General features: G+C 74.2%; 25 protein-coding genes, 1 tRNA gene, 1 pseudogene and 1 riboswitch. Of the genes and pseudogenes, 11 read left to right on the top strand and 16 right to left on the bottom strand.

Annotation, left to right across the window (positions count from 1 at the left end; translation table 11 throughout):
• Positions 1-53: 53 nt before the first annotated feature.
• Entirely contained in the window at positions 54-782 is a 729-nt protein-coding gene (locus tag E7Z53_RS13950) for an integrase (protein ID WP_109222567.1), read from the bottom strand.
• Positions 783-931: 149 nt separating this feature from the next.
• On the opposite strand from E7Z53_RS13950, the gene E7Z53_RS13945 reads away from it, so the two are divergent.
• A complete protein-coding gene (locus E7Z53_RS13945; RefSeq protein WP_176337999.1) occupies positions 932-1,606 on the top strand; it encodes a hypothetical protein in 675 nt (224 codons plus the stop codon).
• A 95-nt stretch (positions 1,607-1,701) separates the two neighbouring features.
• On the opposite strand, the gene E7Z53_RS13940 is transcribed toward E7Z53_RS13945, so the two are convergent.
• Positions 1,702-1,774: transfer RNA gene (locus tag E7Z53_RS13940), tRNA-Arg, on the bottom strand.
• A gap of 62 nt (positions 1,775-1,836) precedes the next feature.
• On the opposite strand from E7Z53_RS13940, the gene E7Z53_RS20830 reads away from it, so the two are divergent.
• Positions 1,837-3,228: a DUF4031 domain-containing protein gene (locus E7Z53_RS20830; protein ID WP_369597991.1), complete on the top strand. Its 1,392-nt coding sequence runs from the start codon at positions 1,837-1,839 to the stop codon at positions 3,226-3,228.
• Here the strand turns inward: E7Z53_RS20830 and E7Z53_RS13925 are convergent.
• From E7Z53_RS13925 to E7Z53_RS13910, 4 genes are all read right to left on the bottom strand, one after another.
• Positions 3,146-3,412, bottom strand: a complete 267-nt coding sequence (locus E7Z53_RS13925) for a hypothetical protein (RefSeq protein ID WP_017832735.1) — start codon at positions 3,410-3,412, stop codon at positions 3,146-3,148. The two genes, E7Z53_RS20830 and E7Z53_RS13925, sit on opposite strands and share 83 nt — an antisense overlap.
• A gap of 131 nt (positions 3,413-3,543) precedes the next feature.
• Positions 3,544-4,437, bottom strand: a complete 894-nt coding sequence (locus E7Z53_RS13920; protein WP_176337998.1) for a C40 family peptidase — start codon at positions 4,435-4,437, stop codon at positions 3,544-3,546.
• A gap of 271 nt (positions 4,438-4,708) precedes the next feature.
• The gene (locus E7Z53_RS13915; protein ID WP_035926910.1) at positions 4,709-5,374 is read right to left on the bottom strand and encodes a C40 family peptidase; all 666 of its coding nucleotides are present in this window, start codon (positions 5,372-5,374) and stop codon (positions 4,709-4,711) included.
• A 5-nt stretch (positions 5,375-5,379) separates the two neighbouring features.
• A riboswitch (cyclic di-AMP (ydaO/yuaA leader) is annotated at positions 5,380-5,529 on the bottom strand.
• A 358-nt stretch (positions 5,530-5,887) separates the two neighbouring features.
• Positions 5,888-6,574: a metal-dependent transcriptional regulator gene (locus E7Z53_RS13910; protein WP_109222516.1), complete on the bottom strand. Its 687-nt coding sequence runs from the start codon at positions 6,572-6,574 to the stop codon at positions 5,888-5,890.
• 234 nt (positions 6,575-6,808) lie between these two features.
• Between E7Z53_RS13910 and serC the strand changes: the two genes are divergently transcribed.
• A complete protein-coding gene (gene serC, locus E7Z53_RS13905) occupies positions 6,809-7,948 on the top strand; it encodes a phosphoserine transaminase (protein ID WP_176337997.1) in 1,140 nt (379 codons plus the stop codon).
• On the opposite strand, the gene E7Z53_RS13900 is transcribed toward serC, so the two are convergent.
• The 3 genes from E7Z53_RS13900 to E7Z53_RS13890 all read right to left on the bottom strand — a co-directional run bounded on the left by E7Z53_RS13900 (position 7,945) and on the right by E7Z53_RS13890 (position 10,241).
• A complete protein-coding gene (locus tag E7Z53_RS13900) occupies positions 7,945-9,165 on the bottom strand; it encodes an MFS transporter (protein ID WP_017832740.1) in 1,221 nt (406 codons plus the stop codon). The two genes, serC and E7Z53_RS13900, sit on opposite strands and share 4 nt — an antisense overlap.
• A gap of 53 nt (positions 9,166-9,218) precedes the next feature.
• Complete coding sequence (locus E7Z53_RS13895; protein WP_052132930.1) at positions 9,219-9,776, bottom strand: DUF3027 domain-containing protein; 558 nt, start codon at positions 9,774-9,776, stop codon at positions 9,219-9,221.
• 81 nt (positions 9,777-9,857) lie between these two features.
• Complete coding sequence (locus tag E7Z53_RS13890; protein WP_017832742.1) at positions 9,858-10,241, bottom strand: cold-shock protein; 384 nt, start codon at positions 10,239-10,241, stop codon at positions 9,858-9,860.
• Between the two features lie 154 nt (positions 10,242-10,395).
• Between E7Z53_RS13890 and E7Z53_RS13885 the strand changes: the two genes are divergently transcribed.
• The 5 genes and pseudogenes from E7Z53_RS13885 (at position 10,396) to E7Z53_RS13865 (ending at position 16,691) form a co-directional block, all read left to right on the top strand.
• Entirely contained in the window at positions 10,396-10,647 is a 252-nt protein-coding gene (locus E7Z53_RS13885; RefSeq protein WP_109222514.1) for a hypothetical protein, read from the top strand.
• Positions 10,648-10,650: 3 nt separating this feature from the next.
• Positions 10,651-12,789, top strand: coding sequence for a helicase-associated domain-containing protein (locus E7Z53_RS20825; RefSeq protein WP_176337996.1), 2,139 nt, complete (start codon positions 10,651-10,653; stop codon positions 12,787-12,789).
• Positions 12,777-14,453: pseudogene (locus tag E7Z53_RS13875) on the top strand (DNA repair helicase XPB). Before E7Z53_RS20825 ends, E7Z53_RS13875 begins: the two are co-directional and overlap by 13 nt.
• A 36-nt stretch (positions 14,454-14,489) precedes the next feature.
• On the top strand, positions 14,490-15,212 hold the full coding sequence (locus E7Z53_RS13870) for a response regulator transcription factor (RefSeq protein WP_017832745.1): 723 nt from the start codon (positions 14,490-14,492) through the stop codon (positions 15,210-15,212).
• 12 nt (positions 15,213-15,224) lie between these two features.
• Positions 15,225-16,691 (top strand): sensor histidine kinase, encoded by a 1,467-nt coding sequence (locus tag E7Z53_RS13865; protein WP_017832746.1) that lies wholly within the window; start codon positions 15,225-15,227, stop codon positions 16,689-16,691.
• 9 nt (positions 16,692-16,700) lie between these two features.
• Here E7Z53_RS13865 and E7Z53_RS13860 read toward each other — a convergent pair whose 3' ends face one another.
• The 7 genes from E7Z53_RS13860 to E7Z53_RS13830 all read right to left on the bottom strand — a co-directional run bounded on the left by E7Z53_RS13860 (position 16,701) and on the right by E7Z53_RS13830 (position 22,522).
• A complete protein-coding gene (locus E7Z53_RS13860) occupies positions 16,701-17,723 on the bottom strand; it encodes an RNase H family protein (RefSeq protein WP_176337995.1) in 1,023 nt (340 codons plus the stop codon).
• 60 nt (positions 17,724-17,783) lie between these two features.
• The gene (locus tag E7Z53_RS13855; protein WP_369597990.1) at positions 17,784-18,491 is read right to left on the bottom strand and encodes an MgtC/SapB family protein; all 708 of its coding nucleotides are present in this window, start codon (positions 18,489-18,491) and stop codon (positions 17,784-17,786) included.
• A gap of 150 nt (positions 18,492-18,641) precedes the next feature.
• On the bottom strand, positions 18,642-20,273 hold the full coding sequence (gene groL, locus E7Z53_RS13850; protein WP_035926880.1) for a chaperonin GroEL: 1,632 nt from the start codon (positions 20,271-20,273) through the stop codon (positions 18,642-18,644).
• A 250-nt stretch (positions 20,274-20,523) separates the two neighbouring features.
• A complete protein-coding gene (locus E7Z53_RS13845) occupies positions 20,524-21,123 on the bottom strand; it encodes a GNAT family N-acetyltransferase (protein WP_095650833.1) in 600 nt (199 codons plus the stop codon).
• Between the two features lie 111 nt (positions 21,124-21,234).
• Complete coding sequence (locus tag E7Z53_RS13840; RefSeq protein ID WP_017832751.1) at positions 21,235-21,453, bottom strand: hypothetical protein; 219 nt, start codon at positions 21,451-21,453, stop codon at positions 21,235-21,237.
• A complete protein-coding gene (locus tag E7Z53_RS20820) occupies positions 21,450-21,800 on the bottom strand; it encodes a DUF3263 domain-containing protein (protein ID WP_369597989.1) in 351 nt (116 codons plus the stop codon). Before E7Z53_RS20820 ends, E7Z53_RS13840 begins: the two co-directional genes overlap by 4 nt.
• Positions 21,801-21,814: 14 nt before the next feature.
• Complete coding sequence (locus tag E7Z53_RS13830; protein WP_017832753.1) at positions 21,815-22,522, bottom strand: SDR family oxidoreductase; 708 nt, start codon at positions 22,520-22,522, stop codon at positions 21,815-21,817.
• Positions 22,523-22,632: 110 nt separating this feature from the next.
• Between E7Z53_RS13830 and E7Z53_RS13825 the strand changes: the two genes are divergently transcribed.
• The 3 genes from E7Z53_RS13825 (at position 22,633) to E7Z53_RS13815 (ending at position 25,437) form a co-directional block, all read left to right on the top strand.
• Positions 22,633-23,730, top strand: coding sequence for a YihY/virulence factor BrkB family protein (locus tag E7Z53_RS13825; protein WP_109268840.1), 1,098 nt, complete (start codon positions 22,633-22,635; stop codon positions 23,728-23,730).
• A 63-nt stretch (positions 23,731-23,793) separates the two neighbouring features.
• Positions 23,794-24,471 carry a uracil-DNA glycosylase gene (locus E7Z53_RS13820; protein WP_176337994.1) on the top strand — a complete coding sequence of 226 codons (678 nt, stop codon included), beginning with the start codon at positions 23,794-23,796 and terminating at the stop codon, positions 24,469-24,471.
• A gap of 30 nt (positions 24,472-24,501) precedes the next feature.
• Complete coding sequence (locus E7Z53_RS13815) at positions 24,502-25,437, top strand: siderophore-interacting protein (protein ID WP_035927159.1); 936 nt, start codon at positions 24,502-24,504, stop codon at positions 25,435-25,437.
• The last annotated feature ends 94 nt before the right edge of the window (positions 25,438-25,531 follow it).

Raw genomic sequence — 25,531 nt, 5'->3', positions numbered from 1 at the left:
TGGACCCAGTCTACCGAGGCCCGGTGACAGCCGGGCCGGCCGGGGAACGGCCCTCAGACGAAGTGCAGTTCGAGCCGGTGCCGGCCGTTGTCGTCCTCGACCCACAGCTCCGAGTCGGCGACCGTGACCCGGACGGGCCGCTTCAGCTCGATGTCGTCGTCGAACTCGACGGAGCCCTCGGTCCCTCCGCCGTAGACGGTGTCGAGCTCCCGGCTGGCCGGGTCGAGGTGCCGGATGGCGTCGTTGCCGGTGTCGGCGATCACGATGGAGCCGTCGTAGAGGATCTGCAGGTCCTCGGGGTGGTCCAGCTGGGCCACGTCCGCGGGCCCGTCCGCGAACCCCGCGCCCGCCCGGCCGACCACGGTGCAGACCTGCGGGGAGCCGTCGGGCTTGTCGGTGTCGATCTCGATGCAGCGCAGGGACGAGGAGTCCCGGTCGATGAGCCACAGCGTGCCGTTGCCGTCCTCGGTGATGGAGACGGTCGCGGCGAACTTCGCCTGCGCCGCCTTCCCGTCCCGCCGCCCGGACTCGCCCGTGCCGGCGAACTCGTACAGCACGTCGGTGTACGGGTCCCAGCGGAAGAGCCGGTGCAGGGAGGGCACCGCCACGATCACGGCCGAGAGCTTGTGCGACCACACCATGTCGGCGATGGGGGCGCCGCCGAGGACGGAGCAGTCCACCGTGCGGCGCACCGTCTCGTGGTCCTTCTCGAACAGCGTCAGCACGTTGCCCTCGGTCAGCCGCATGAGCAGGCCGTCCGGGAGTCCGATGGACAGTTCCATGACCGGCACCTCCGTGTCGTCCTCGTCGAGCGCCCGGTCGTCGTCGGCCGGTCCGCCCCCCGTGCGGCCCGTCAGAGCCGGTGCGGGTGGCCTCAGCCTACCCCGCGGTCCCGGCGTTGGGCGGCGGGCGCGCGCCGGATAATGGGGGCATGGGACTGACACGCGCACAGAAGGCACGCAAGCACGGCGGCACCGCGGCACCCCCGGGACCGGCCCGGGGCACCCGCCTGCACGAGGCGGCTCCCGGTGAGCTCCGCCCCGAGCCCACGAGGTCGAGCTCGGGCCTCGTGGTGAGCGTGGCCATGTCCGTCTCGGCGCTCCTGTGGCTCTGGGTGCACGCCGGGGTCCTCCCCCGGTTCGGCGCCGCCGCGGCCGGCGGGCTGACCCTGCCCGAGTGGATGCCGGGCGGTTTCGACCAGGCGCACGCCCAGCGGCTCGCCGCGGCGCTGGGCGAGGAGGGACTCGCCCAGTACGAGGCGGTGCACGGCTCCTCCGGGCTGCTGGCGCCGCTGTTCGTGGGGCTGGCGTGGCTGCTGTTCGTGGCGGTCAACACGCAGTCCCGCGCCCGGCGGTGGCTGCGCTCGGCGGTGGTGCTCGGCTTCGCGGCCGTGTCCCTGGCCGGCAACGCGGCCATCGACGCCGCTCTCGCGGACCCCGGGGACGGCGCCGCCGTGACCACGGCGTCCGTGCTGGTGATCGCCCGCTGGGTGCTGCTCGTGCTGCTGCTCGCCGTGACCGGGGCCGTGGCCGTGGAGGCCCTGCGGCGCCGGTCGAGGACCGCCGGCGCCCCGCGGCAGGACCCGCGTTCCGGACAGCGGGGGTGAGCCCGGCTCCCGGTCGCGCGGAGGCCGCCCGGCCCCGCCGGTTCCGTTCCGGACAAAAGGACGCCCCGGACCGTGCGGTCCGGGGCGTCCGTGCGTGCCCCCGATTGGATTCGAACCAACGACACCGGCTTTAGGAGAGCCGTGCTCTATCCCCTGAGCTACGAGGGCGACGCGAACAGTCTAGGGGGTCCCCCGGACCCCCGCTAACCGGCCCCGTTAGGATCGGTCGCATGCCCGTCTACATCGATCCGCCGCTCTGGCCCGCCCACGGGACGCACTTCTCGCACCTGGTCTCCGACACCTCCTACGAGGAGCTGCACGACTTCGCGGACCGGCTGGGCGTGGCCCGGCGCGCCTTCGACCGGGACCACTACGACGTACCGGAGAACCTGTACCGGCGGGCGGTGGCCGCGGGCGCGGTGCCGGTCGACGGGCGGCAGCTCACGCGCCTGCTCGTGCGCAGCGGGCTGCGCGTCCCGGCGCGGGCGCGCCCGGACCGGATCGCCCGGGTCCTGCTGCGGCGGTGGACCGCCCGCTTCCCGGGGCACCCGGCGCTGGGCGAGGAGCTCGTGGACCGGTGGAGCGAGCCGCACCGGCACTACCACGGTCCCGCCCACCTGCTGGCGGTGCTCGAGGCCGTCGACCTGCTGCGGCCCGGCGTCGACCTCGATCCCGACCGGTCCGCCGCCCTGGTCCTCGCCACGTGGTTCCACGACGCCGTCTACCGGGGCCGCCCCGGGGCGGACGAGCGGGAGTCGGCGGAGCTGGCCCGCACCCGGCTGGGCGCCGCCGGCTTCGCCGCGCCGCTCGTGGCGGAGGTCGAGCGGCTCGTCCTGCTCACCCTCGGGCACCGGGTCCCCGAGGGGGACGCCGCCGGACGGGTGCTCCTGGACGCCGACCTCTCCGTGCTCGGCGCGGACCCGGACGGGTACGCCGCCTACGCGGCGGGCGTGCGGAAGGAGTACGCGCACGTGCCCGGACCGGAGTTCGCCCGGGCCCGTCTGGAGGTGCTGGAGGACCTCCGGGGCCGGTATCCGCTGTTCCGGACCGCCGCGGCGCAGGACCGGTGGGGTCCGGCGGCGGCCCGCAACCTCGACGAGGAGATCGGCCGGCTGCGCGCGGCCGCCGAGGTGTCCCCGGACGCTCCCCCGGCGGACGCCGAGGTGCTGACCATCACCGCCGTGTGCCTGCGGGACGACGACGGGGCGCTGCTGACGGTGCGCAAGCGGGGCACGGAGCGCTTCATGCTGGTGGGCGGCAAGCTCGACCCGGGCGAGTCCCCGGCGGCCGCCGCCGTGCGGGAGACCGCGGAGGAGGTCGGGCTGCGGCTGGACGCCGCCCAGCTGCGCCCGCTCGGGGTGTTCGTGGCGCCGGCCGCGAACGAGGCGGGCACGTGGGTGCGGTGCACCGTGTTCACGGCACCTCTCACGGGGCGGCCGGTGCCGCTCGCGGAGATCGAGGAGCTGCGCTGGCAGCCCGTCGACGAGGACTCCCCCGGCGCGCTGCCCGCGGACCTAGCCCCGCTGCTGCGGGAGCACGTCATTCCGGCGCTGCGCCGCGCTCCCGGCGGTCCTCGGTCACGGCCGCAGCGTGCCGCCTCCGGTGGAGCAGGATCCCGGTGATCAGGCCGAGCACGATCCCGATGCCCCCGAACACCGAGAGCCACATCGCGGCGTGCCCCACGAACGCGGCGACGACGAAGCCGGCCACGATGCCTGGCACGGCGCCGCCGATCATGCCGTAGGCCATGTAGGCGTACTCGCGGTCCAGGCTCGTGCGGGCGTTGCGGCTGTAGTCGGTGGACATGGGGCCAGTCTATCGGCCGCCGCCGGGGCGCCGGGGTGGCCGGCGCGGTGGGCGCCGGGATGACAGCGGGTGCGCGGTTCCCGTCTGGCCGACCAGGAACCGCGCACCCGAAGCGGTGCTCTCGCGTGCGGTCAGCGCACGCGGACGTAGACGGGGCCGGAGCCCACGTTGACGCTGTCGATGACGGTCGTGCCGCCGTTCCAGCCGCCGTGGACGGCCTTGCCGCCACCGATGTAGACGCCGATGTGGGCCGCACCCATGCCGCCGTCGGCGTAGTAGACGAGGTCGCCCGGCTGCGCCTGGCCGGCGGAGACCTGCGTGCCGAGGCTCAGGTAGGAGGCCGGCCAGCCGTGGTGGTTGATGCCGGCGGCGCGCAGCGCGTTGGTGACGAGCGCGGTGCAGTCCTGGCCCACGCCGAGCTGGCCCATGGCGGCGGAGGAGATGGTCGCGCCCTTGCCGGAGGCCGAGCTCTGCGGGGTGACGGTGCGCTGGGCGGCCGGAGCGGCCTGCACGGCCGGCTTCGGGGCGGGCGCGGCGGCGGGCTTCGGGGCCGGAGCCGCCTGCACGGCCGGCTTCGGCGCGGCGACCGGTGCGGGCTTCGGGGCCGGCGCGGCGGCGGGCTTCGGGGCCGGAGCCGCCTGCACGGCCGGCTTCGGGGCGGCGACCGGGGCGGGCGCGGCGGCGGCCTTCGGCGCCGGAGCGGCCACGGCGGGAGCCGCGACGACCGGGGTCTCGACCTTCTGCCGCTCGGCCTTCTTCTCGACCTTCTTCTCGGACTTCCGGTCGGACTCGACCTTCTGCACGTGGGCGACGGGCTCGAGGGACACGGCGGGCGCCGCGGCGGGGGTGGCCGCGGCCACGGCGGACAGCGGGGCGTCGGCGGAGGCGTCCTGGGCCGGAGCGGCCTGCACGGAGACGGTGGTGGCGAGGGCCAGCCCGGAGAAGGCGGCCACGGCGGCCACGGTGCGGGCCTTGCCGGAGAAGAGCGAGCCGATGCCGTTCGAGGAGGTCAGATCACGGGTCATGAGGAGTTCAGACGACTTTCTTTCGGAGCCGGGCCTGCCGGAGGGCGCGGGTGACAGCACGGATCGCCCCGGGCAGTGCGCGGGGTGGGCCGGTGTCCGGCAGGGGTGCGTTCCGGGATCGGGAACGACGGCCGGCGAGCGGAGGAGGGGGCGCCGTCCGGTCGGACAGCAGGCACCGCCGGGAACCGGGAGAGCGGTTCTCGGCGTGCGGGGTGGGGGGTGATCGGGTGCCGCCCGCGACGAGCGGGGTCGTCGCGGGCGGCGGACCGGATCAGAAGGTGTAGTAGCCGTCCAGCTGCATGGCGTTGACGGAGTGGACCTGGGTGCCCTGGGTCGGGTTGAGGGCGGAGATCATCTTGCCGCCGCCGATGTAGATGCCCACGTGGGCGCCGCCGTTCTGCGAGACGAGGTCACCGGGCTGCGGGTTGGCGGTGGGGGTGCCCGCCGCGAACTGGGACCAGGTGGTCCGGGGCAGGTCGATGCCGTTCTGGGCGAAGACCCACTGGGTGAAGCCGGAGCAGTCCCAGGCGCCGTAGGCGGTGCCGCCGTAGACGTAGCCCGCACCCTGCGCGGACATCGCGGTGCCCACGACGCCGCCGGCGGCCGGGGCGATCTCGGTGGTGGCGGTGGACTGCGGGGTGACGCTCGAGGTGGCGGCGGTCTGCTGCGGGGCCGGGGCCGGGGCCTCGTAGGCGGGAGCGGCGGGCTGCGCGGCGACCGGGGCCTGGTAGGTGTACGAGGAGTACTCGGCCAGCGAGGCGGAGGCCGGGGCCGAGTAGGCCGCGCCGGTCTCGACGGGAGCCTGGGCGAAGGCCTGGGCCGGGGCGACGGAGCCGATCATCGCGGCGCCGGCAGCGGCGGCGATGGTGGTGTTGCGCACGACGTGCGAGGTGGTCTCGGCACGGTGGCGGGCAGCGTTCAGCGTGAAAAGCGACATGGTTGAGTTCCTCCCTTTGCCTACGAGGTGAGCTGTCGGATTCGGGTGGGAGACACCCGGCCGCAGAACGCACGCGCTCTGACGACTTAACCCCAAGGACCCGGATCACCGGGACCGAAAGTGGTTCCCCCGCTTCTGCCAAGCAGTTTCTGTGTAGAGGCCACGGGCACCGGCAGAATTCGGCGATGTGCTCCGAGGGCGCCGATCCGACCAGTGATCGGCACGCGTTGAACAGTACATGACAGATTACGGAAGTGTCACGTTTTGATCACGACAGATAACAGCCGGACAACGCCGCGGGTCTCAATGAGTAGTTATTGAGAGGAAAGGTCGAATCAATTCGCACCTGTGACGAGCTGTGCAGTGTCTTCGAGCGCCCTGGGAATCCGCCTGTCACCAGGGAAGCCGCGCCTCCGGGGTCCGGCTCGGGCCGGACTGGCCGAAAGTGGCTTGTGAACGTCCCCACACCCGGGAAGAACCGTTCGCCGCCCCGCTCCGGGAGACGGCGGCGCCTCAGGGAGCGAGGACGCGGATGGCCGCGGCGGTGCGCAGGTCGATCTCCGCGGACCGCCCCGTGGCCGCCACCTCGATGCGCACGATCTGACCGTCCACCCGGGCCATGACCTCCGCCCCGGTGAGCACTCCCACGTCGCTCAGCACGCCCAGGAGGTCCGCGTCCGCCTGGACCACCTCCGGCAGCAGCGCCACGGTGTGCGACCCGTCCGGGTCGTGGCGGGCGGCGTCGAGCAGGGAGGGGTGCGCCGCTGCGGGGCTCTCTTCGACCCCGAGGGCGGCCAGACCGGGGATCGGCGTGCCGTACGGCGAGTACCGGGGGCTGTGCAGCAGGTCCACGAGCCGCCGCTCGACCTGCTCGCTCATCACGTGCTCCCACCGGCACGCCTCGTCGTGCACCTGGGCGAGGTCCAGGCCGATGACGTCGGCGAGCAGCCGCTCCGCCAGCCGGTGCTTGCGCATCACCTGCACCGCACGCTCACGGCCGGCAGGGGTGAGCAGCAGCGACCGGTCCTGGCCCACCGTCAGCAGCCCGTCCCGCTCCATCCTGGACACCGTCTGCGAGACCGTGGGCCCGGAGTGGTCGAGGCGCTCGACGATCCGCGCCCGCATCGGCGTGATCCCCTCCTCCTCGAGCTCGAGGACGGTCCGCAGGTACATCTCCGTGGTGTCGATCAGGTCGCTCATGCCTCAGTCATCCTTCGTCCGGCCGTCCCGGCCCGGGGATCCCGCCCGGTCCGGTCTTCCCGCACGAGCTTAGTGCGCGAGCCCTCCGGCCGCCCGGAGGGAGGAGGCGCCCGCGGGGCCCGCCGTCCGCGGGTGGGGCAGAATGGGCCGAGTCGCGAACGGCGCGAGCGGCCTCCGCGGCGGCCGTGCCCGTCGCGCACCACCCGCCGCACGTCACCCACGAGGGAGCGCCCGTTGCCCGCACACGTCACCATCCCCCAGCACCTGCTGCCCGCCGACGGCCGCTTCGGCGCCGGCCCCTCCAAGATCCGTCCGGCACAGGTCGAGGCCGTGTCGCGCGCCGGGGCCGGCCTGCTCGGCACCTCCCACCGCCAGGCGCCGGTGCAGGAGCTCGTGGGCTCGGTGCGGGAGGGCCTCGCGCAGTTCCTCGGCCTGCCCTCCGGCCACGAGGTGCTCCTGGGCCTGGGCGGGGCCACCGCGTTCTGGGACGCCGCCGCGTTCGGGCTGGTCGAGCGGAGGGCCCAGCACCTGGTGTTCGGGGAGTTCGGCGCGAAGTTCGCCCAGGCCACCGACGGCGCACCGTTCCTGGAGCCCTCCTCGATCGTGGAGTCCGCCCCCGGCACCCGCCCGGACGCCCGGGCGGAGGAGGGCGTGGACGTCTACGCGTGGCCCCAGAACGAGACCTCCACCGGTGTCGCCGCGCCCGTGCACCGGCCCTCCGGGATCGCGGACGACGCGCTGGTGCTGGTGGACGCGACCTCGGCCGCCGGGGGGATGGCCGCGGAGGTGGCCGCGGCGGACGTCTACTACTTCTCCCCGCAGAAGAACTTCGGCTCGGACGGCGGACTGTGGCTGGGCGCGTTCTCCCCCGCGGCGATCGAGCGGATCGAGCGGATCGGCGCCTCCGGGCGGTGGATCCCCGACTTCCTGCAGCTGACCACGGCGCTGGAGAACTCCCGGAAGAACCAGACCTACAACACCCCGGCCCTGGCCACGCTGGTGATGCTCGACGAGCAGGTCCGCTGGCTCAACGACCAGGGCGGCATGACCTGGGCCGCGGCCCGCACGAAGGCCTCCTCGGACCTGGTCTACGGGTGGGCCGAGGCCTCGTCCTTCGCGTCCCCTTTCGTGGCCCGCCCCGAGGACCGCTCCACCGTGATCACCACCGTGGACTTCGACGCCGCCGTGGACGCGGCCGCCGTCGCGGCGGTCCTGCGCGTCCACGGCGTGGTCGACGTCGAGCCCTACCGCAAGCTGGGGCGCAACCAGCTGCGGATCGCCACGTTCGTCTCCATCGAGCCCGAGGACGTCGCCCGGCTGCTGGCCTGCCTGGACCACGTCGTCGAGCAGCTCCGCGGAGGAGCCGGGCGCTAGCCGGAGTTCTCGGGCGCGGAGCGCTCCGCGCGCAGCCGCAGCCAGACGACGAAGCCCACCAGGGCCCCGCCGAGTCCCGCCGCCACGGCGACCCCCATGCCCCAGCGGGCCCCGAGGGCATCGGTGATCCAGCCGACGACCGGCGCCCCGATCGGGGTGCCGCCCATGAAGATGGCCATGTAGAGGCTCATGACGCGTCCGCGCATCACCGGCGAGGTGGTGGACTGCACGTACGCGTTGGCGGTGGTCATGATGGTCAGGGAGGACAGCCCGCAGGGGACCAGCCACAGCGCGAACAGCGGCAGGGTGGGCGCCGTCGCCGCGCCCAGGCAGCTGAGGGCGAAGACGGCGCTGCCCCCGTAGACGTAGCGCAGCCGGGCGCTGCGGCGCCGGGCCGAGAGCAGGGCCCCGGCCACCGTGCCGACCGCCAGCACCGAGTTGAGCAGCCCGAAGGTCTCCGAGCCCCGGCCGAACTCGGGTCCGGCCATGGCGGCCAGGAAGACCGCGAAGTTCAGCCCGAAGGTGCCGATGAGGAAGATGGTCACCAGCACCGCCACGATGTCGGGGCGGCCGGCCACATAGGCCAGCCCCTCCCGGATCTGGCCCCGCCCCCGGCCGGAGCGCGGCATCCCGCGCAGCTCGTCGGCGCGGATCGCCAGGACGGCGGCGAGCATCGCGCCGAAGGTCAGCGTGTTGAGGAGGAACACCCAGCCCGAGCCGATGGCGGCCACGAGCACGCCGGCCACCGCGGGCCCGATCATCCGCGCGGCGTTGAACGAGGTCGCGTTCAGGGCCACGGCGTTGGAGAGGTAGGCGTCGTCGACCATCTCCGAGACGAAGGTCTGGCGCACGGGGGCGTCGAGGGTGGAGACGACGCCCAGGGCGAGGGCGAAGCCGTAGACGTGCCACAGGGTGGCCGCGTCGGCCAGGACCAGCGCCCCCAGACCGGCCGCCAGCACCGCCATGGCCGTCTGGGTCCACAGCAGCAGGCGCCGCCGGTCGAGCCGGTCCGCGAGCACGCCGGCCCAGGGCGCGAGGAAGAGCTGGGGCAGGAACTGCAGGGCCGTCACCACGCCCATGGCGGTGGCGTCGTGGTCCGAGAGCTCGTCGAAGACCAGCCACGACTGGGCCGTGCGCTGCATCCACGTGCCGATGTTGGACACGAGCGCGCCCAGGAACCACAGCCGGTAGTTGCGGAACCGGAAGGACCGGAACATCCCGCGCGCGGGCTCCGGGGCCTCGTCCGTCCTCGCGGTCCCCGGCGGGACGGTCAGAGCTCCTCGCCCTCCTGCGGCGGGACCGGCATGTCCTCGGCCCGGTCACCGGACGCCGGCTCGCCGTCGGGGGCGCCGCCGGAGCCCTCGGGCCCGCCGGCCGCCGCGGTCTCCCCGGCCTCGTCCTCGGCCCGGTCCTGCTCCTCCTGGGCCTTCTCCTCGGCGCTGACGCGGGCGGACCACGGGACCCACTCGGGCGCTAGCAGGGCATCCTCCCCCGGCAGCAGGCCGACCTCGCAGACCGTCACCGCCTTGCTGCGCGGGGCGCGGGCCAGGCTCGCGAACCAGTTCCAGCCCCGGTACCCGGGCAGGGTGCACTCGAAGTGGTGGACGACCAGCCGGTCCTCCTCCACCGTCACCCGGTGACCGGCGCCGATCTGCGAGGGCTCCGCGATCTGCTCCACCCCGGCGCGAGCCGTGGCGACGTCGGCCACGAGCAGGGGGTCCTGCTTCGGGGCCCGGCGACGACGGGGCGCCGCCGCCACCGGTGCCGCCTGCTCGGGCGCCGGCGGCACGGCCTCGGCGGGCGCGTCCTGGACGGTCTCCTCGGTCACTGCTGGTCTCCCTCGGGTGGGTGCCGGCGGGGGCCGGCGGGTGGTTGCTCGGGATCGGTGGACGGCAACGGCGCGGCGGCCTCAGACGTCCAGGTTGTCGGCCACCGTGCGCAGGATGGCCGCGATCTTCTTCCCGTGCGCTGAGTCGGGGTAGCGGCCCCGGTGCAGCCCGTTGGACATCTCGTCCAGGAGCTTGATGAGGTCCTCCGTGATGACCGCCATCTCGTCGGCGGGCTTGCGGACGTTCTTCGCGACCGACGGGGTCCGGTCGAGGATCCGGACGGAGAGCGCCTGCGCGCCGCGCCGACCCTGGGCCACCCCGAACTCCATCCGCGTGCCCGGCTTCACCGTGGTGGCACCGGAGGGCAGCGCCGAGGAGGGCAGGAACACTTCCTGGCCGTCGTCGGCCGCCAGGAAGCCGAAGCCCTTCTTCGCATCGAACCACTTGACCTTGCCGGTGGGCACGCTGTCTCCCTCGTCCTCGTGTTCGTGGAGGGGCGGCCCGTCGGTCCCTGCCGCCGAGCCACCCTGTGGAACCTCCCATTCTAGCCCTGCTCCGGGGGCGGGGACCGCCGGGGCGCGGTCAGCGGCACACCGTTGCGCTCGGTACCCTGGAGCCATGCCTGCCTCCGACGACCGTGCGCCCGCGCCCCGCACCGCCCGACGCCCCGGGATCGACGTCCTCGGCGTCTCCGCGGTCGTGCTCGGCCTGGTGTGCGCCGTGTGCCTCGCCCTGCTGCTCGTGCTCACGGCCGTCGGAGCGGACCCCTGGGACGGGCTCACGGTGGTGCCGTGGTTCGCGTTCCCGGTGGCCTTCCTGCTGTTCTGCGCGGTCCTCGTGCGCTCCCTGCTGCGCCGCCGCCGGGCCTGATCCGTGCTCCCGGACGGGCTGCTCCGGGATCTCGCGTCCCGCTCCCCCGCCGAGCTGGGCGAGCTGCTCGCCGCCCGGCCCGACGCCGCGCGCCCGGGCACGGGGTCCCTCGAGGACCTCGCCGAGGCCCTGCTGTCCCGGGCGGGGCTGCGCCGGGCCCTCGACGCCCTCTCCCGGCCCGAGCTGGACGCCGTCGAGCGCGCCGTGCTGCTGGGCCCGCCGGAGGATCCCGCCGCGCGGCTGCTGGCCGGCCCGCCCTGGGACCGGCTGCACCGTCTGGGCCTGGTCCACCGGGACGACGACGCGCTCCGGCTCGTGCCCGGCCTGGCGGAGGCCCTCGGCCGCTATCCGGCGGGCCTGGGCCGTCCGCGGCCGGTGCTCGCCGCCCTCGCCGCCCGGCTGCGCGGCGGGGCGCCGGACGCGGCGGGGGCCGCGGCCCTGCCGCGCACCGCCGAGGACCTCGCGCAGTGGCCCGCCCCCGCGCGGGAGGTCCTCGAACGGTTCCGCTCCCGTCCCGTGGGCGCTCTGCCGGACGCCCTGCGCCGTGTCGACCCGGCCGTCGACGCCGGCGCCCGGCCCGTCGACTGGCTCCTGGCCCACGGCATCCTCCTCCCCGTGGACTCCCGCCACGTGGAGCTCCCGAGGGAGGTCGGGCTGCTCCTGCGCGGGCCCGACCCGTGGGCCGCGACCTCCCCGGAGCCGCCGGTCGGGCCGGCCCTCCGGGTGCCCGACCGGCTGCGGGACAACGCCGCCGCGGCGGCGGTCGAGCAGCTGCTGCGCCGGACCGCGGCCCTGCGCGCCGAGCTGCGGGCCCGCCCGCTGACCACCCTGCGGGCGGGCGGGATCGGCGTGCGCGAGCTGCGCCGGCTGCGCTCCGCCCTCGGGATCGAGCACTCCGAGCTCGTCCGGCTCCTCGGTCTGGGCGAACTGGCCGGGCTCGTGCGGCTGGACCCGGACACCTCGGCCTGGCGCCCCGCGCCGGCGCCCTTCGAGGACGCCGAGCGCGCCGACCAGTGGTGGCACGTGGTCCGGTCGTGGCTGGCCTCCGACGTCGTCCCCTCCGCGGTGGGCCTGCCCCTCGCGGACGGCACGGTCGTCGGGGTCCTCACCCGCGGCACCCACGCCCCGGAGGCCCCGGTGGTGCGCCGGGCGCTGCTCGCCGCCCACGCCGAGCTCGCCGAGCGGGCGCCGGGGGGCCACGGCCCCGAGGACGTGCTGGCGCTCGCCCGCTGGCGGCGCCCGCGCCTGGCCCGCGCCCTGGACCGGTGGGGCCCGGGGATGCTGACGGAGGCCGCCGAACTCGGCCTGGTGGGCGCCGACGCCCTGACCGAGCCCGGCCGGGCGCTCGCGGAGGACCGGCCCGAGGACGCCGTCCGCTCCGTGGCCGGGTGGCTGCCCGCGCCCTCGCGGACGGTGCTGCTGCAGAGCGACCTCACGGCGACGGCCACGGGCCACCTCGCCCCGGACGTGGCGCGCGCCCTCGACCGGCTCGCGGAGCCGGAGGGCCACGGGGCGGTCCCGCGGCACCGCTTCAGCGAGCGCTCCCTGCACCGGGCGCTCGACGCCGGCTGGACCCCGCCCTCGATCCTGACCTGGCTCGAGGAGCACGGCCGGGGCCCGGTGCCCCAGGCCCTGGCCTACCTGGTCGAGGAGGCCGGCAGGGGCCACGGGCGGATCCGGATCACCCGGGCGGACTGGGTGCTCACCGGCGAGGAGGAGCTGCTGGAGGCGCTCGCCGGCTCCCCGGACCTCGCGGGGCGGCGGCTTCGCCGGCCCGCCCCCGGCGTGCTCGTGGTCGACGCCGGGGAGGAGGCCCCCGGCCGGCGCCGGGGACCCGCCGGCCGGGAGAGCGGGCTCCGGGAGCTCGCGGCGGCCGTCCGGGCCACCGGCACGGAGCCGGCCCTCGACGTCGCCCCCGCGGAGCCCGCGCCGCAGGCCCCCGCCGCGGACCCGACCCTGCTGCTCGAGGTGCCCGCCCCGCGCCTGCCCGTCCCCTCCGCGGAGGAGATCGAGGACCTGGTGGACCGGCTCACCGGCCGGGACCGCGCGCGGTGCCCGCCCGAGGACCCGCCCGACGACCTGGCCGAGGACCTGATCGACGACCCGACCGACAGCGGAGGAGCCGCCCCGTGGGACCCCTGATCGTCCAGAGCGACCGGACCGTGCTGCTCGAGCTCGACCACGAGGACGCCGACGACGCCCGGCGGGAGCTCGCGGCCTTCGCGGAGCTCGAGCGCGCCCCGGAGCACGTGCACACCTACCGCATCACCCCGCTGGGCCTGTGGAACGCCCGGGCCGCCGGGCTGGACGCCGAGCAGGTGCTCGACGTCCTCCTCACCCGCTCCCGCTTCCCGGTCCCCCACGCCCTGCTCCTGGACATCGACGAGACGATGTCCCGCTACGGCCGCCTGGTGCTCGAGCAGGACCCGGTGCACGGGCTCGTGCTGCGCTGCCACGACGCCCCCGTCCTGGAGGAGATCGCCCGGCATCGGAAGATCGCCCCGCTGCTCGGTCCCCGCATCGACGGCGCCACCACGGTGGTGCACGCGAGCGCCCGCGGCCAGCTCAAGCAGCTGCTGCTCACCGTGGGGTGGCCGGCGGAGGACCGGGCCGGCTACGTGGACGGCACGCCCCACCCGGTCGCCCTGACGGAGACGGACCCCGTGACGGGCGAGGCCTGGGCCCTGCGCCCCTACCAGCGCCACGCGGTGGAGAACTTCTGGGCGGGCGGCAGCGGCGTCGTCGTCCTGCCGTGCGGCGCCGGCAAGACGCTGGTGGGTGCCGGGGTGATGGCCGCGAGCTCGACGACGACGCTCGTCCTGGTCACGAGCACGGTCTCGGCGCGGCAGTGGAAGGCCGAGCTGCTGCGCCGGACCACCCTGACGGAGGACGAGATCGGCGAGTACTCCGGAGCCGTCAAGGAGGTCCGCCCGGTGACGATCGCCACCTACCAGGTGCTGACGGCGCGCCGCGGCGGGATCCACCCGCACCTCGAGCTGCTCGACGGGCACGACTGGGGGCTGATCGTCTACGACGAGGTGCACCTGCTGCCCGCCCCCGTGTTCCGGATGACCGCCGAGCTGCAGGCGCGGCGCCGGCTGGGCCTGACGGCCACCCTGGTGCGCGAGGACCACCGCGAGGGCGAGGTGTTCTCCCTCATCGGCCCGAAGCGCTACGACGCGCCGTGGCGGGAGATCGAGGCCCAGGGCCACATCGCCCCCGCCGACTGCGTCGAGGTCCGGGTGGAGCTGCCCCTCGCGGACCGGATGGCCTAAGCCTCCGCGGAGGACGCCGACCGGCACCGCCTCGCCTCGTCCTCCGCGCACAAGCTCGACGTCGTGGCCCGGCTCGTGGCCCGCCACCGCGGGGAGCCGGTGCTCGTGATCGGGCAGTTCCTGGACCAGCTCGACGAGCTGGGCGCGCTGCTGGCCGCCCCGGTGCTCAACGGCAGCACCGGCACGGCCCGGCGGGAGAAGCTCTTCGCCGCGTTCCGGGCCGGGGAGCTGCCGGTGCTCGTGGTCTCCAAGGTCGCGAACTTCTCGGTGGACCTGCCGGAGGCCTCGGTCGCGGTGCAGGTCTCGGGGGCCTTCGGCTCCCGCCAGGAGGAGGCGCAGCGCCTGGGCCGGCTGCTGCGGCCCAAGCACGACGGCCGCCCGGCGACCTTCTACACCGTGGTGGCCCGCGACACCGTGGACGCCGACTACGCGGCCCGGCGCCGCCGCTTCCTCGCGGAGCAGGGCTACGCCTACCGGATCGTCGACGCCGCCGCCGTCGAGGCCCCCGGCGAACTCCCCGAGGACCGGTGAGCGCCGTTCAGGCGGCGTTCAGGGTGTTCCGAGAAAATGGGCGGCGTGAAGAACGACAACCCCGAAGCGAAACTGCTCGTCGTCGACGACGAGCCCAACATCCTCGAGCTGCTGGCCACATCCCTGCGCTTCGCCGGCTTCGAGGTGGTCACCGCCGCCAACGGCCGTGACGCCCTGGCCAAGGCGGAGTCCGAGAACCCGGACCTCGCGGTGCTCGACGTCATGCTCCCGGACATGGACGGCTTCACCGTGACCCGCAAGCTGCGCGCGTCCGGGCAGCACTTCCCCATCCTCTTCCTCACGGCGAAGGACGAGACCGAGGACAAGGTCACCGGTCTGACCGTGGGCGGCGACGACTACGTCACCAAGCCCTTCAGCCTCGACGAGGTCGTCGCCCGCATCCGCGCGGTCCTGCGCCGCACGCAGCCCGCCGAGGAGGACGACTCCCGGCTGCGCGTGGACGACCTGGTCCTCGACGACGACGCGCACGAGGTGTTCCGGGGCGAGCGGGAGATCGACCTGTCCCCCACCGAGTTCAAGCTGCTGCGCTACCTCATGCTCAACCCGAACCGCGTGCTGTCCAAGGCGCAGATCCTCGACCACGTGTGGGAGTACGACTTCAACGGGGACGCCTCGATCGTGGAGTCCTACATCTCCTACCTGCGCCGGAAGATCGACAACGACCCCGAGCTGCCCCCGCTGATCCACACCAAGCGCGGCGTCGGCTACCTCCTGCGCTCCCAGCACAAGAACCACTGACCCGGCCCCGGGATGCACACCCTGTCCTCCCGGTGGCGCTCGGCATCGCTGCGCTCGCAGCTCATGGTGCTCACGGGCCTGCTCCTGGCGCTGTCCATCCTGGTGACGAGCTTCGTGGCGATCTCGGTGCTGCGCACCTCGCTCCTGAACGACATCGACCGCGGGCTGCGGGACTCCGTCCGGCCGGTCTCCACCGTGCTGGTCGCCGACATGGGCGGGGCGCAGGGCGTCCAGGTGCCGCACGCCGGGTTCCTGCTCGACGCCGACGGCGAGACCCTCGCCGAGGCGGTGCACACCCCGGAGGGCGTGCTCGAGCGGCGGCCGGACCTGTCGCAGGTCGACCTCGAGCACGTGCGGGAGAACCCCTTCGAGCCGACGACCGTGGGCTCCGTGGACGCCCCGGACCGCCGGTGGCGGGTGGTCGCGGCCGAGACGGAACGGCTGAACCTCGTGGTGGCGGTCGCCGAGCCGCTCGACGACATGAACGCGATGCTCAGCGCGGTGACCCTCCTGACGCTGAGCTTCGGGGTGGCGACCCTGTTCGCGGCCATGGCGGTCGGCTGGATCCTGGTCACCCGGGCGTTCGCGCCCCTGCACCGGGTGGAGCAGACCGCCGCCCGGATCGCCGAGGGCGACCTCTCCCAGCGCATGGAGGGCTACAACCGGCAGACCGAGATCGGCCAGCTCTCGGCGTCGCTCAACGCGATGCTCGGCCACATCGAGGACGCCTTCGACGCCCGCACCCGGTCCGAGACCAAGCTCCGGCGGTTCGTGGCCGACGCCTCCCACGAGCTGCGCACGCCCCTGGTGACCATCCGGGGCTACTCGGAGCTCTACCGGCACGGCGCCCTGCAGGAGCCCGAGGACGTGGCCGGGGCGATGTCCCGGATCGAGTCGGAGGCGAAGCGGATGACGCAGCTCGTGGAGGACCTGCTGATGCTCGCGCGCCTCGACGAGCGGCGGCCCGCGGAGAACGTCGACGTGGACCTGCTCCACCTCGCGTTCGACGCGGCCGGGGACGCCCGCGCCTCCGCCCCCGACCGGCGGATCGAGGTGGGCGGCCTGGGGGGCGGGGGCCCGGTCTCGGCATGGGTGCACGGCGACGAGTTCCGGCTGCGCCAGGTCGTGGCGAACCTCGTGACCAACGCCCTGCGCTACACCCCGGAGGGCACGCCGATCGAGATCGCGGTGGGCGTGGAGCGCTCGGTCGACGACTCCTTCAACGCCGTCCTGCAGGTGCGCGACCACGGCCCGGGCATCCAGGGCGAGGACGCGGAGCGCGTCTTCGAGCGCTTCTACCGGGCCGACTCCTCCCGCACGCGCGAGACCGGCGGGACGGGGCTGGGGCTGTCCATCGTGGCCGCGATCGTCCAGCAGCACGACGGCACGGTGCGGCTCACCGAGACCCCCGGCGGCGGGGCGACGATGACCGTGCGCGTGCCGGGCATCGAGCCCGCCGACGACGCCCCGGAGGTGTGAGCGGGCCCGTCAGGACTCGTAGGTGCCCTGGTGGAAGCGCAGCTGCCAGGGCCCCAGCTCGTTGCAGGAGTCCTCCCGGACCCACAGGGAGCTGCGCAGGCTCGTGCGGTCCCCCGCCGTGAGCCGGTAGACCAGGTGCACGGCCGCGGCGCCGAGTTCGGTGGCCTCCAGCACGTGCACGTCCACCGCGCCGAGCCCGGGTTCGCGGGGCAGCCGGTCGAGGACGTCCGCCCGGGAGCGCCACGACCCCGAGGCCCCGACCTCGGCGAAGGCCTCGTGCAGCAGCTGGCCCAGCCGGCCCGGGTCCGACCTGACCTCCGGGCGGAGCAGGTCCCGCTCGAGCTCCTGGACGGTCTCCCCCGCCGTCCGGCCGCGGGCGAGCTCCTCCTCGTGGGCGAGCAGCTCGCTCAGCAGATCGGGGTCGTGCCGGTCCTCGAACGCGCCGGGATCCGTGTCCTCCCCCGGCCCTGGGGCCTCCACCAGTGGCGCGGCGTCCACCGGCTCCGGGGCGTCCAGCAGCTCCCGGGCCGGGGTCCGGGTGCCCGCTCCGTCCGGGTGCCGGGCGGCGCCGTCGAACCCGGGTCCCTCGGGCGCGGGGCGACCGGTCTGGAACGCGGTGGCCACGGCCCGGGCACGGATGTCGGCGGCCTCGTTGAGCTCGTGGCCGGCGTGGCCCTTGACCCACTCGAAGCGCACGTCGCGGCCCGCCATCGCGGCGTCCAGGGCCTTCATGAGCTCCACGTTGAGGACGGGCTTGCCGTCCCTCTTCTTCCAGCCCTTCTTCTTCCAGCCGGGCATCCACTTCGTGATCGAGTTGATGACGTACTGGCTGTCGCACAGCACCCGCAGGGGCTCGTCGGGGCGGTGTGCCGTGGCCTCGAGCAGGTCCAGGACGGCCTTGAGCTCGCCCATGTTGTTGGTGCCGTGCGGCCACCCGCCGGCCCGCCAGGTGTTGTCGTCGATGTACCAGGCCCATCCCGCGGGACCGGGATTGCCCAGCGCGGAGCCGTCGGCGGCAGCAGTGATCGTCATGGCACTCATCTTTTCACGGCGCCCGGACGCCGTGCGCCACGGGTCCTGTGCGCCTACGGCTCAGTCGCCGGGCTCCTGCTCGAGCTGCTGCTGGGCGACGTCGCGCACCCCGGCGACCCTCGAGAGCTGCACGGCCGCCGTGCGCAGGTCCGTCTTGCCCTCGAGCCGCAGGAGCAGCTCCACCTCGGTGCCCTCGGACCCCTCGACCGTCCGGCTCGAGACCACGGACGCGCTCAGCTGCAGCTCGTCGACCACCGTCAGGACCTCCCTCAGCACGCCGTGCCCGTCCTCGTAGCGCAGCCGGAGTCCCTGCGGGGCCACCATCCCGGGCAGGCGGCGGGAGAGCGGGGTCAGCACGATCGCGGAGACGAAGTGCAGGCCCGTGGCGACGACGGCGAGCGGCACGAGCCCGGCCCCGCAGGCCATCCCGATGGCCGCGGAGAGCCAGATGCTCGCGGCCGTCGTCAGGCCGTGCACCACGTCCCGGTTCGTGAAGATCACGCCCGCGCCCAGGAAGCCGATGCCCGTGATGATCTGGGCCGCCACGCGGGAGGGGTCGGGACCGGCGTCGATGCCGGGCAGGACACCGAAGCCGTAGGCGGACACGAGGGTGAACACCGCCGACCCGGTGCCGACCAGGGCGTGCGTGCGCAGCCCGGCGCTCTTGCGCCGCAGCCGCCGTTCGAGGCCCACCAGCGAGGTGAACCCGAAGGCGATCAGCACGAGCGCGACCTGGACGGGGACCGCGTCCCACACGACGACGTCCACGGCTCCTCCTCCGGCAGCTGGTGCTCACGATTGAACACCACTTCCGGCCCCGCGGCACCACGTGCGGGACGACGAGGGGCCGGGCACCTCCGCGAGGTGCCCGGCCCGTGCCGGATGCGTGCTGGGCACGCTCGACGGATCAGCCGTCGATCACATCATGCCGCCCATGCCGCCCATGCCGTCGTCGGCACCGGCGCCGGCGCCCGCGGGCTCCGGCTTGTCGGCGACGACGGCCTCGGTGGTGAGGAACAGCCCGGCGATGGACGCCGCGTTCTGCAGCGCGGACCGGGTCACCTTGACCGGGTCGTTGATGCCGGCGGCCATCAGGTCCTCGTACTCGCCGGTGGCGGCGTTGAGGCCGTGGCCCTGGGCCAGACCGCGGACCTTGTCCACGACCACGCCGGCCTCGAGGCCGGAGTTGATCGCGATCTGCTTCAGCGGGGCGTCGATGGCGACCTTCACGATGTTCGCGCCGGTGGCCTCGTCGCCGGTGAGCTGCAGCTTGTCGAACGCCTTCTGGCCGGCCTGGATCAGGGCCACGCCGCCGCCGGCGACGATGCCCTCCTCCACGGCGGCCTTTGCGTTGCGCACGGCGTCCTCGATGCGGTGCTTGCGCTCCTTGAGCTCGACCTCGGTGGCGGCACCGGCCTTGAGGACGGCCACGCCGCCGGCCAGCTTGGCCAGGCGCTCCTGCAGCTTCTCGCGGTCGTAGTCCGAGTCCGAGTTGTTGATCTCGGCGCGGATCTGGGCCACGCGGCCCTCGATCTCCTCGGCGGTGCCGGCGCCGTCGACGATGGTGGTCTCGTCCTTCGTCACGACGACCTTGCGGGCCTGGCCCAGCAGGTCCACGGTGGCGGTCTCGAGGGAGAGCCCGACCTCCTCGGTGATGACCTGGCCACCGGTGAGGATGGCGATGTCGGCCAGCTGCGCCTTGCGGCGGTCGCCGAAGCCGGGGGCCTTGACGGCCACGGACTTGATGGAGCCGCGCATCTTGTTGAGCACCAGCAGCGCCAGGGCCTCGCCCTCGACGTCCTCGGCGATGATCAGCAGGGGCTTGCCGGCCTGCATGACCTTCTCGAGCACGGGGACCAGGTCCTTGACCGCGGAGATCTTGGAGTTGACCACGAGGATGTAGGGATCCTCGAGGACGGCCTCCTGGCGGTCGGCGTCGGTGACGAAGTAGCCCGAGAGGTAGCCCTTGTCGAAGCGCATGCCCTCGGTCAGCTCGAGGTCCAGCCCGAAGGTGTTGGACTCCTCGACCGTGATCACGCCCTCCTTGCCGACCTTCTCCATCGCCTGGGCGATGAGGCGGCCGATCTCGGGGTCGCCGGCGGAGATCGACGCCGTGGCGGCGATCTGCTCCTCGGTCTCGACCTCCTTGGCGGAGGCCAGCAGCTCCTCGGTGACCGCGGCGACGGCCTTCTCGATGCCGCGCTTGAGGCTCAGCGGGTCGGCGCCGGCGGCCACGTTGCGCAGGCCCTCCTTGACGAGCGCCTGGGCGAGCACGGTGGCGGTGGTGGTGCCGTCGCCGGCGATGTCGTCGGTCTTCTTGGCGACCTCCTTGACGAGCTCGGCGCCGATCTTCTCGAACGGCTCGTCGAGCTCGATCTCCTTGGCGATGGACACGCCGTCGTTGGTGATCGTGGGGGCGCCCCAGGCCTTCTCGAGGACCACATTGCGGCCGCGCGGGCCGAGGGTGACCTTGACGGCGTCGGCCAGGGTGTTCAGGCCCCGCTCGAGTCCGCGGCGTGCCTCTTCGTCGAAAGCAATCATCTTTGCCATGTGACTTCGTCCCTCCTGGACGGTAGACAAACGGTCGACCTCCACGGTGCCCGCGACGGACGGCGCGCACGACGGCGGACTCTTCCCGACGCCGTGCGGCACCTCACCGTGGTGGTTGAGGTGTCACTCCTGTGCCGGTGGCTGCCCGGGTCGGGCCGGGGACCGAGCCATTAGCAGTCCACACGACTGAGTGCTAATCGCAATCTTGGCACTCGTCCCCGGAGAGTGCAAACCCCTGAGCCGATTCCGCTCAGCCCTGCCACTCCTCGCGCAGGACGCCGTAGACCATCCGGTCGTAGTACTCGCCGCCGACCCTGCGGGCCCGGCGGATCCTGGCCTCCTCGGTGAAGCCCAGCTTCACCGCCACGCGGCACATGCCCGCGTTGCCGCTCCACGTCTCCAGGTCGAGGCGGTGGGAGTCGGAGTGGGCGAAGAGGTAGTCGATCCACAGGCGCATCGCCTCGGTGCCGTAGCCGCCGCTCCAGTGCTCCGGGGAGTACACGGTGATGCCCAGGGAGCGCAGCGGCAGCAGGTGCGTGCCGTCACCGGGGTCCTCGGTGGGCTTCTCCGACCAGTACCAGGACACCTGCCCGATGAACCGGTCGTCGGCGGCGTCGGCGATCACCATCGTCTCGCGCGGGTCCGGCCAGTCCCCGGCCGTCACGTGCTCCCGGAGGGTGCCGAGCCAGCGCTGGGCGCCCTCGGCGGTGAAGTTCGGGTAGAACGGGCCGTCCGTGCGCTGCCACTCGTGCTCGCCGCCGCCGGCGGGCGGCATGATCCACGCCTCGTAGTCGACGAGGTCCTCCTCGGTCCAGTCGCGGACGCGGACTCGGCTTCCTTCGATCTGCACGGTGGTTCCTTCCGGTGGCGTCAGGGGTGGACGACGTCGTGGTGAACGGCGTCGGAGCGGTCGGGCTCCGGGATCGGAGCCGATGGGGGACGCCTCGAGGACCGGGCCGGCTCAGGACCCCGTGGACGTGGCGCCCGGCGCCGGGGCGGCCTCGCCCGGGGCGTTGAGGAACGAGAACACCCCGACGCCGAGGGTCAGCACCCCGGCCAGGACGATGGCGGTGAGCTCCCGGGCGCCCACGCGGACGGTCGGCCGGACACCGCGGTGGGCGCCCTGGCGGGGCCCGTCCTCGGGGACGTCGTCGAACTCGTCGTGCGGGTACTGGGTCATCCGTGGTCTCCTCGCTGCCGGCGCAGCCTGGCCACGAGCATCGGGTCGTGCTCGAGGGCGGCGCGGGTGTCGATCAGGACGTTGAGCCGCTGGTAGTAGTGGGTGGGCGAGAGGTTCAGGCGGCGGCGGATCTCCATCTCCTTGGCCCCCTGGTACTTCCACTGCTGGTTCTCGAGCGAGAGGATCTCGCGGTCCACGGCGTCCAGGCCGGTCCCCTCGCCGGGGTCTTCCCCGCCGGGGGCGGCCTCCCCGTCCGGCACCGGCTCCGCGCCGGGTGCAGCCTCCTCGGCCGACACCGGCTCCGCGCCGAGGGCGTCGTCGTCGTCGGGCCGGGCGACCTCGGGCACCGCGTCCTCGCCGGTCACCGCGACTCGGCCCGCGGCCGCAGGGAGAGGGTGGTCAGCTGCGCGTCCTCGCCCGCGTCCACGACGGCGCGCACCGCCGCGGCCACGGACTCCGGCCGGAGGTAGCGCTCCGGGACGTACTCGTGGCCCAGGCCCGCCTGGATGTCCCGCTGCATCTGCGTGTCGACCGGGCCGGGGTGCACCGAGCTGACCACGACGCCGTCGGCCTCGACCTCCTGGCGGAGCGAGTCGGCGAGCGCGCGCAGGGCGAACTTCGAGGCGGCGTAGACGGCGTCCCCGGCGCGGGCGTTGAGCCCCGAGCCGGAGTTGAGGAACACGACCTTCCCCCGCGCCGCTCGCAGGGCCGGCAGCAGGAGCCGGGTCAGCTCCGCGGGGACCACCACGTTGAGCTCGAGCTGCGCCCGCCAGTCCGCCACGGAGGCGGCCTCCACCGTGGTGCGCCCGGCCACGGCCGCCGAGTGCACCAGGACGTCGACCCGGTCCAGGCCGGCCACCACGGACGGCAGGGCCGCGACGTCGGTCAGGTCGGCGGCGCGGACGGTGACGTGCGGGAGGCCGGAGAGCTCGGCCAGCCGGCCGGCGTCGCGGCCCAGGGCCAGGACGTCGTGGTCGCGGGCGAGGTCCACCACGCACGCGCGGCCGATGCCTCCGGTGGCCCCGGTGACGACGGCGAGGGGTCGGGTCTCGGTGGAGGAAGCGCTCATGCGCCCACTCTAGCCAGTCCGCCGCCGGTCCCGCCCGACCAGGACGGAACGGGCCGGGGCGGTGGCGGCCCCGGTATCCTGGCCCGCAGCCGACCACGCGGAGGAGCCCCATGGCAGCCGACCCCCACGCCGCGGGAGATCCCGCGGCGGACCCGGACAGCGCGGAGAAGCCCTCGTCGCCGGCGCAGATCACGAGACCCTCCTGGGGCTACATCCTGCGCCGGACCGTCCACGAGTTCCGCCGCGACGAGTGCACGGACTCGGCGGCGGTGATGACGTTCTTCGCCGTGCTGTCCATCTTCCCGGGGCTGCTCACGGTGGTGTCGATGCTCGGCGTCGTCGGTCAGGCCGAGGCGACCACCAGGACCCTGCTGCGCCTGCTCGACGAGTTCGGGGTCCCGGAGGGGGCCGTGGCCGTGCTCGAGGGCCCGATCGGCGAGCTCACCGGCTTCCCGTCCGCGGGCCTGGCACTGGTCACCGGTCTGGTCGGCGCCCTGTGGACGGCCTCGGGCTACGTGCGGGCCTTCGGACGGTCCATGAACCGGATCTACGAGGTCGAGGAGGGCCGCCCCGTCTGGAAGCTCTACCCCCTGATGATCGCGGTGACGCTGTCCCTGGTGGTCCTGGTGGTGGGCATGATGCTGCTCCTGCTGCTCTCCGGGCCGGTCGCCGAGCGGCTCGGCGGGCTGATCGGCCTCGGCGAGGCGGCGCTCCGGCTCTGGCAGGCCGCCCGGATCCCGGCCCTGCTGCTGCTGCTCGTCTTCGTGATCGCCCTGCTCTACTACGCCACCCCGAACATCCGGCAGCCGAGGTTCCGGTGGCTCAGCATCGGCTCGGTGGTCGCCATCCTGGTCATGAGCGCTGCGACCACCGGGTTCAGCTTCTACGTGTCCAACGTCAACGACTACAACGCCACCTACGGTGCCATCGGCGGAGTGATCGTCCTGCTGCTGTGGATCTGGATCATGAACATCGTGCTGCTCGCGGGCGCCGAGCTCAACGCCGAGATCGAGCGCGGACGCCAGCTCCAGGCCGGGATCGAGGCCGAGGAGAACCTGCGGCTGCCGCCGAGGGACCTCCGGGGCGTGCGGCGGATGCAGGCGAAGGAGCAGGAGCTCGTCGAGGAGGGCCGCGCGCTGCGCCGTCGGCACGCCGGTCCCGACCCCACGGAGCACGCCCGCGCCGGGGACGGCACGGCACCGGCCTAGAGTGGTGCACGGCGCACCCGTTTTCGCACCCGCATCGACCCCGCACCCGCACCGAGGAGCACCGTGAGCGAGACCCAGCCCCTGGACAGGATCATGGCCCCCGACTGGGCGGAGGCCCTGGCCCTGGTGGAACCGCAGATCCGGCGGATGGGGCAGTTCCTGCGCGAGGAGCACGCCGACGGGCACCGCACGCTCCCGGAGGGCCCGGCGGTCCTGCGGGCGTTCCAGGAGCCGCTCGAGCAGGTCAGGGTGCTGGTCGTCGGGCAGGACCCCTACCCCACTCCCGGCCACGCCATGGGCCTGTCCTTCTCCGTGCAGCCCCACGTGCGTCCCGTGCCCCGCTCCCTGCAGAACATCTACAAGGAGCTGCGGGACGACCTCGGCGTCGACCCCCCGGAGCACGGGGACCTCTCCGCGTGGTCCCGGCAGGGCGTGATGCTCCTGAACAGGGTCCTCACCGTGCGCGAGGGGGCCCCGGCCTCCCACCGGGGCAAGGGCTGGGAAGCGGTCACGGAGCGCGCCATCAAGGCCCTCGCCGGCCGCGGGACCCCGCTGGTGGCCATCCTGTGGGGCCGGGACGCGCGGAGCACTGCCGCGTGGCTGGACGGCTTCCCCACGGTCGAGTCCGCGCACCCGTCCCCGCTGTCCGCGTCCCGGGGCTTCTTCGGGTCCCGGCCGTTCTCCCGCACGAACCAGCTCCTCGAGCAGCAGGGCGCGGAGCCCGTCGACTGGCGGCTGTGACACCAGGAGGCCTCCGTTAGGGTGGGCGGCATGACGACGACCCCCGGGGCCCGGCCCGCCAGACCCCGCAAGCCGCAGCTGAACCTGACGGTGCGCTCCCGCGAGCTGCTGTCCCCGTCGATGGTCCGGGTGGTCCTGGGCATCGACGAGCCCGAGCGCTACGCGGACATCGTCCCGCCCGAGAAGTACGTGAAGCTCGTCTTCCTCCGGCCCGGCACGGGCGAAGCCGGCACCGCGCTCCCCGGGACTTCGATCCCCGGCACGGACGCTCCTGACGCCGAGACCACAGGCTCGTTGCGGCCGGGGGCGGAGCCTGGCCGGAACCCCGACTACTGGGAGCTCAAGGAGACCCTGCCGGGCGACCGGCAGCCCGTCACCCGCCACCTCACCATCCGCCGGTACGTGCCGGAGCGGCACGAGCTGTGGATGGACTTCGTGCTGCACGGCGACGACGGCTTCGCCGGCCCGTGGGCGGCCCGCGCCGAGCCCGGGGACCGCATCATCGCCCTCGGCCCCGGGGGCAGGTGGACGCCGGCGCCGGACGCCGCGTGGACCCTGATCGCCGCCGACGACGCCGCGATCCCCGCCGCCCTCGCCGTCCTGGAGACCCTCCCGGCCTCCGCGCAGGGCGAGGTGCTGCTGGAGGTGGACACGCCCTCCGACGTCCAGCCGGTGTCCGCCCCGGCCGGGATGGCGGTGCGCTGGGTGTTCCGGGCGGACAGCGGTCCCGGAGAGGACCCTGCCCTGGTGCGGGCCGTGCGCGAGGCCGGGTGGCCCACCGACCCGGAAGGGGTCCAGGTCTTCGCCCACGGCGAGCGGGAGGTCATGAAGGCCCTGCGTGAGGAGCTGTTCACGCGCCGTCGGCTGGAGCGGGACCAGGTCTCGCTGTCCGGCTACTGGGCGAGGGGCCGCACCGAGGACGTGTTCCAGGCGGAGAAGAAGCTGCCGGTCGGCCAGATCCTCTGAGCCGGACCCGCGAGCGGTGATCCTTCGGACTGCGCGGCGCTGAGCTGCTCGTCCCGAGATCGGGCACCGGTTCTCGGACGCGCCCGGAAGCCGG

The sequence above is a fragment of the Kocuria salina genome (genome assembly GCF_013368965.1).
In the GTDB taxonomy this organism is placed as follows: Bacteria; Actinomycetota; Actinomycetes; order Actinomycetales; family Micrococcaceae; genus Kocuria; species Kocuria rosea.
This window is presented reverse-complemented; position numbering and strand designations above follow the sequence as displayed.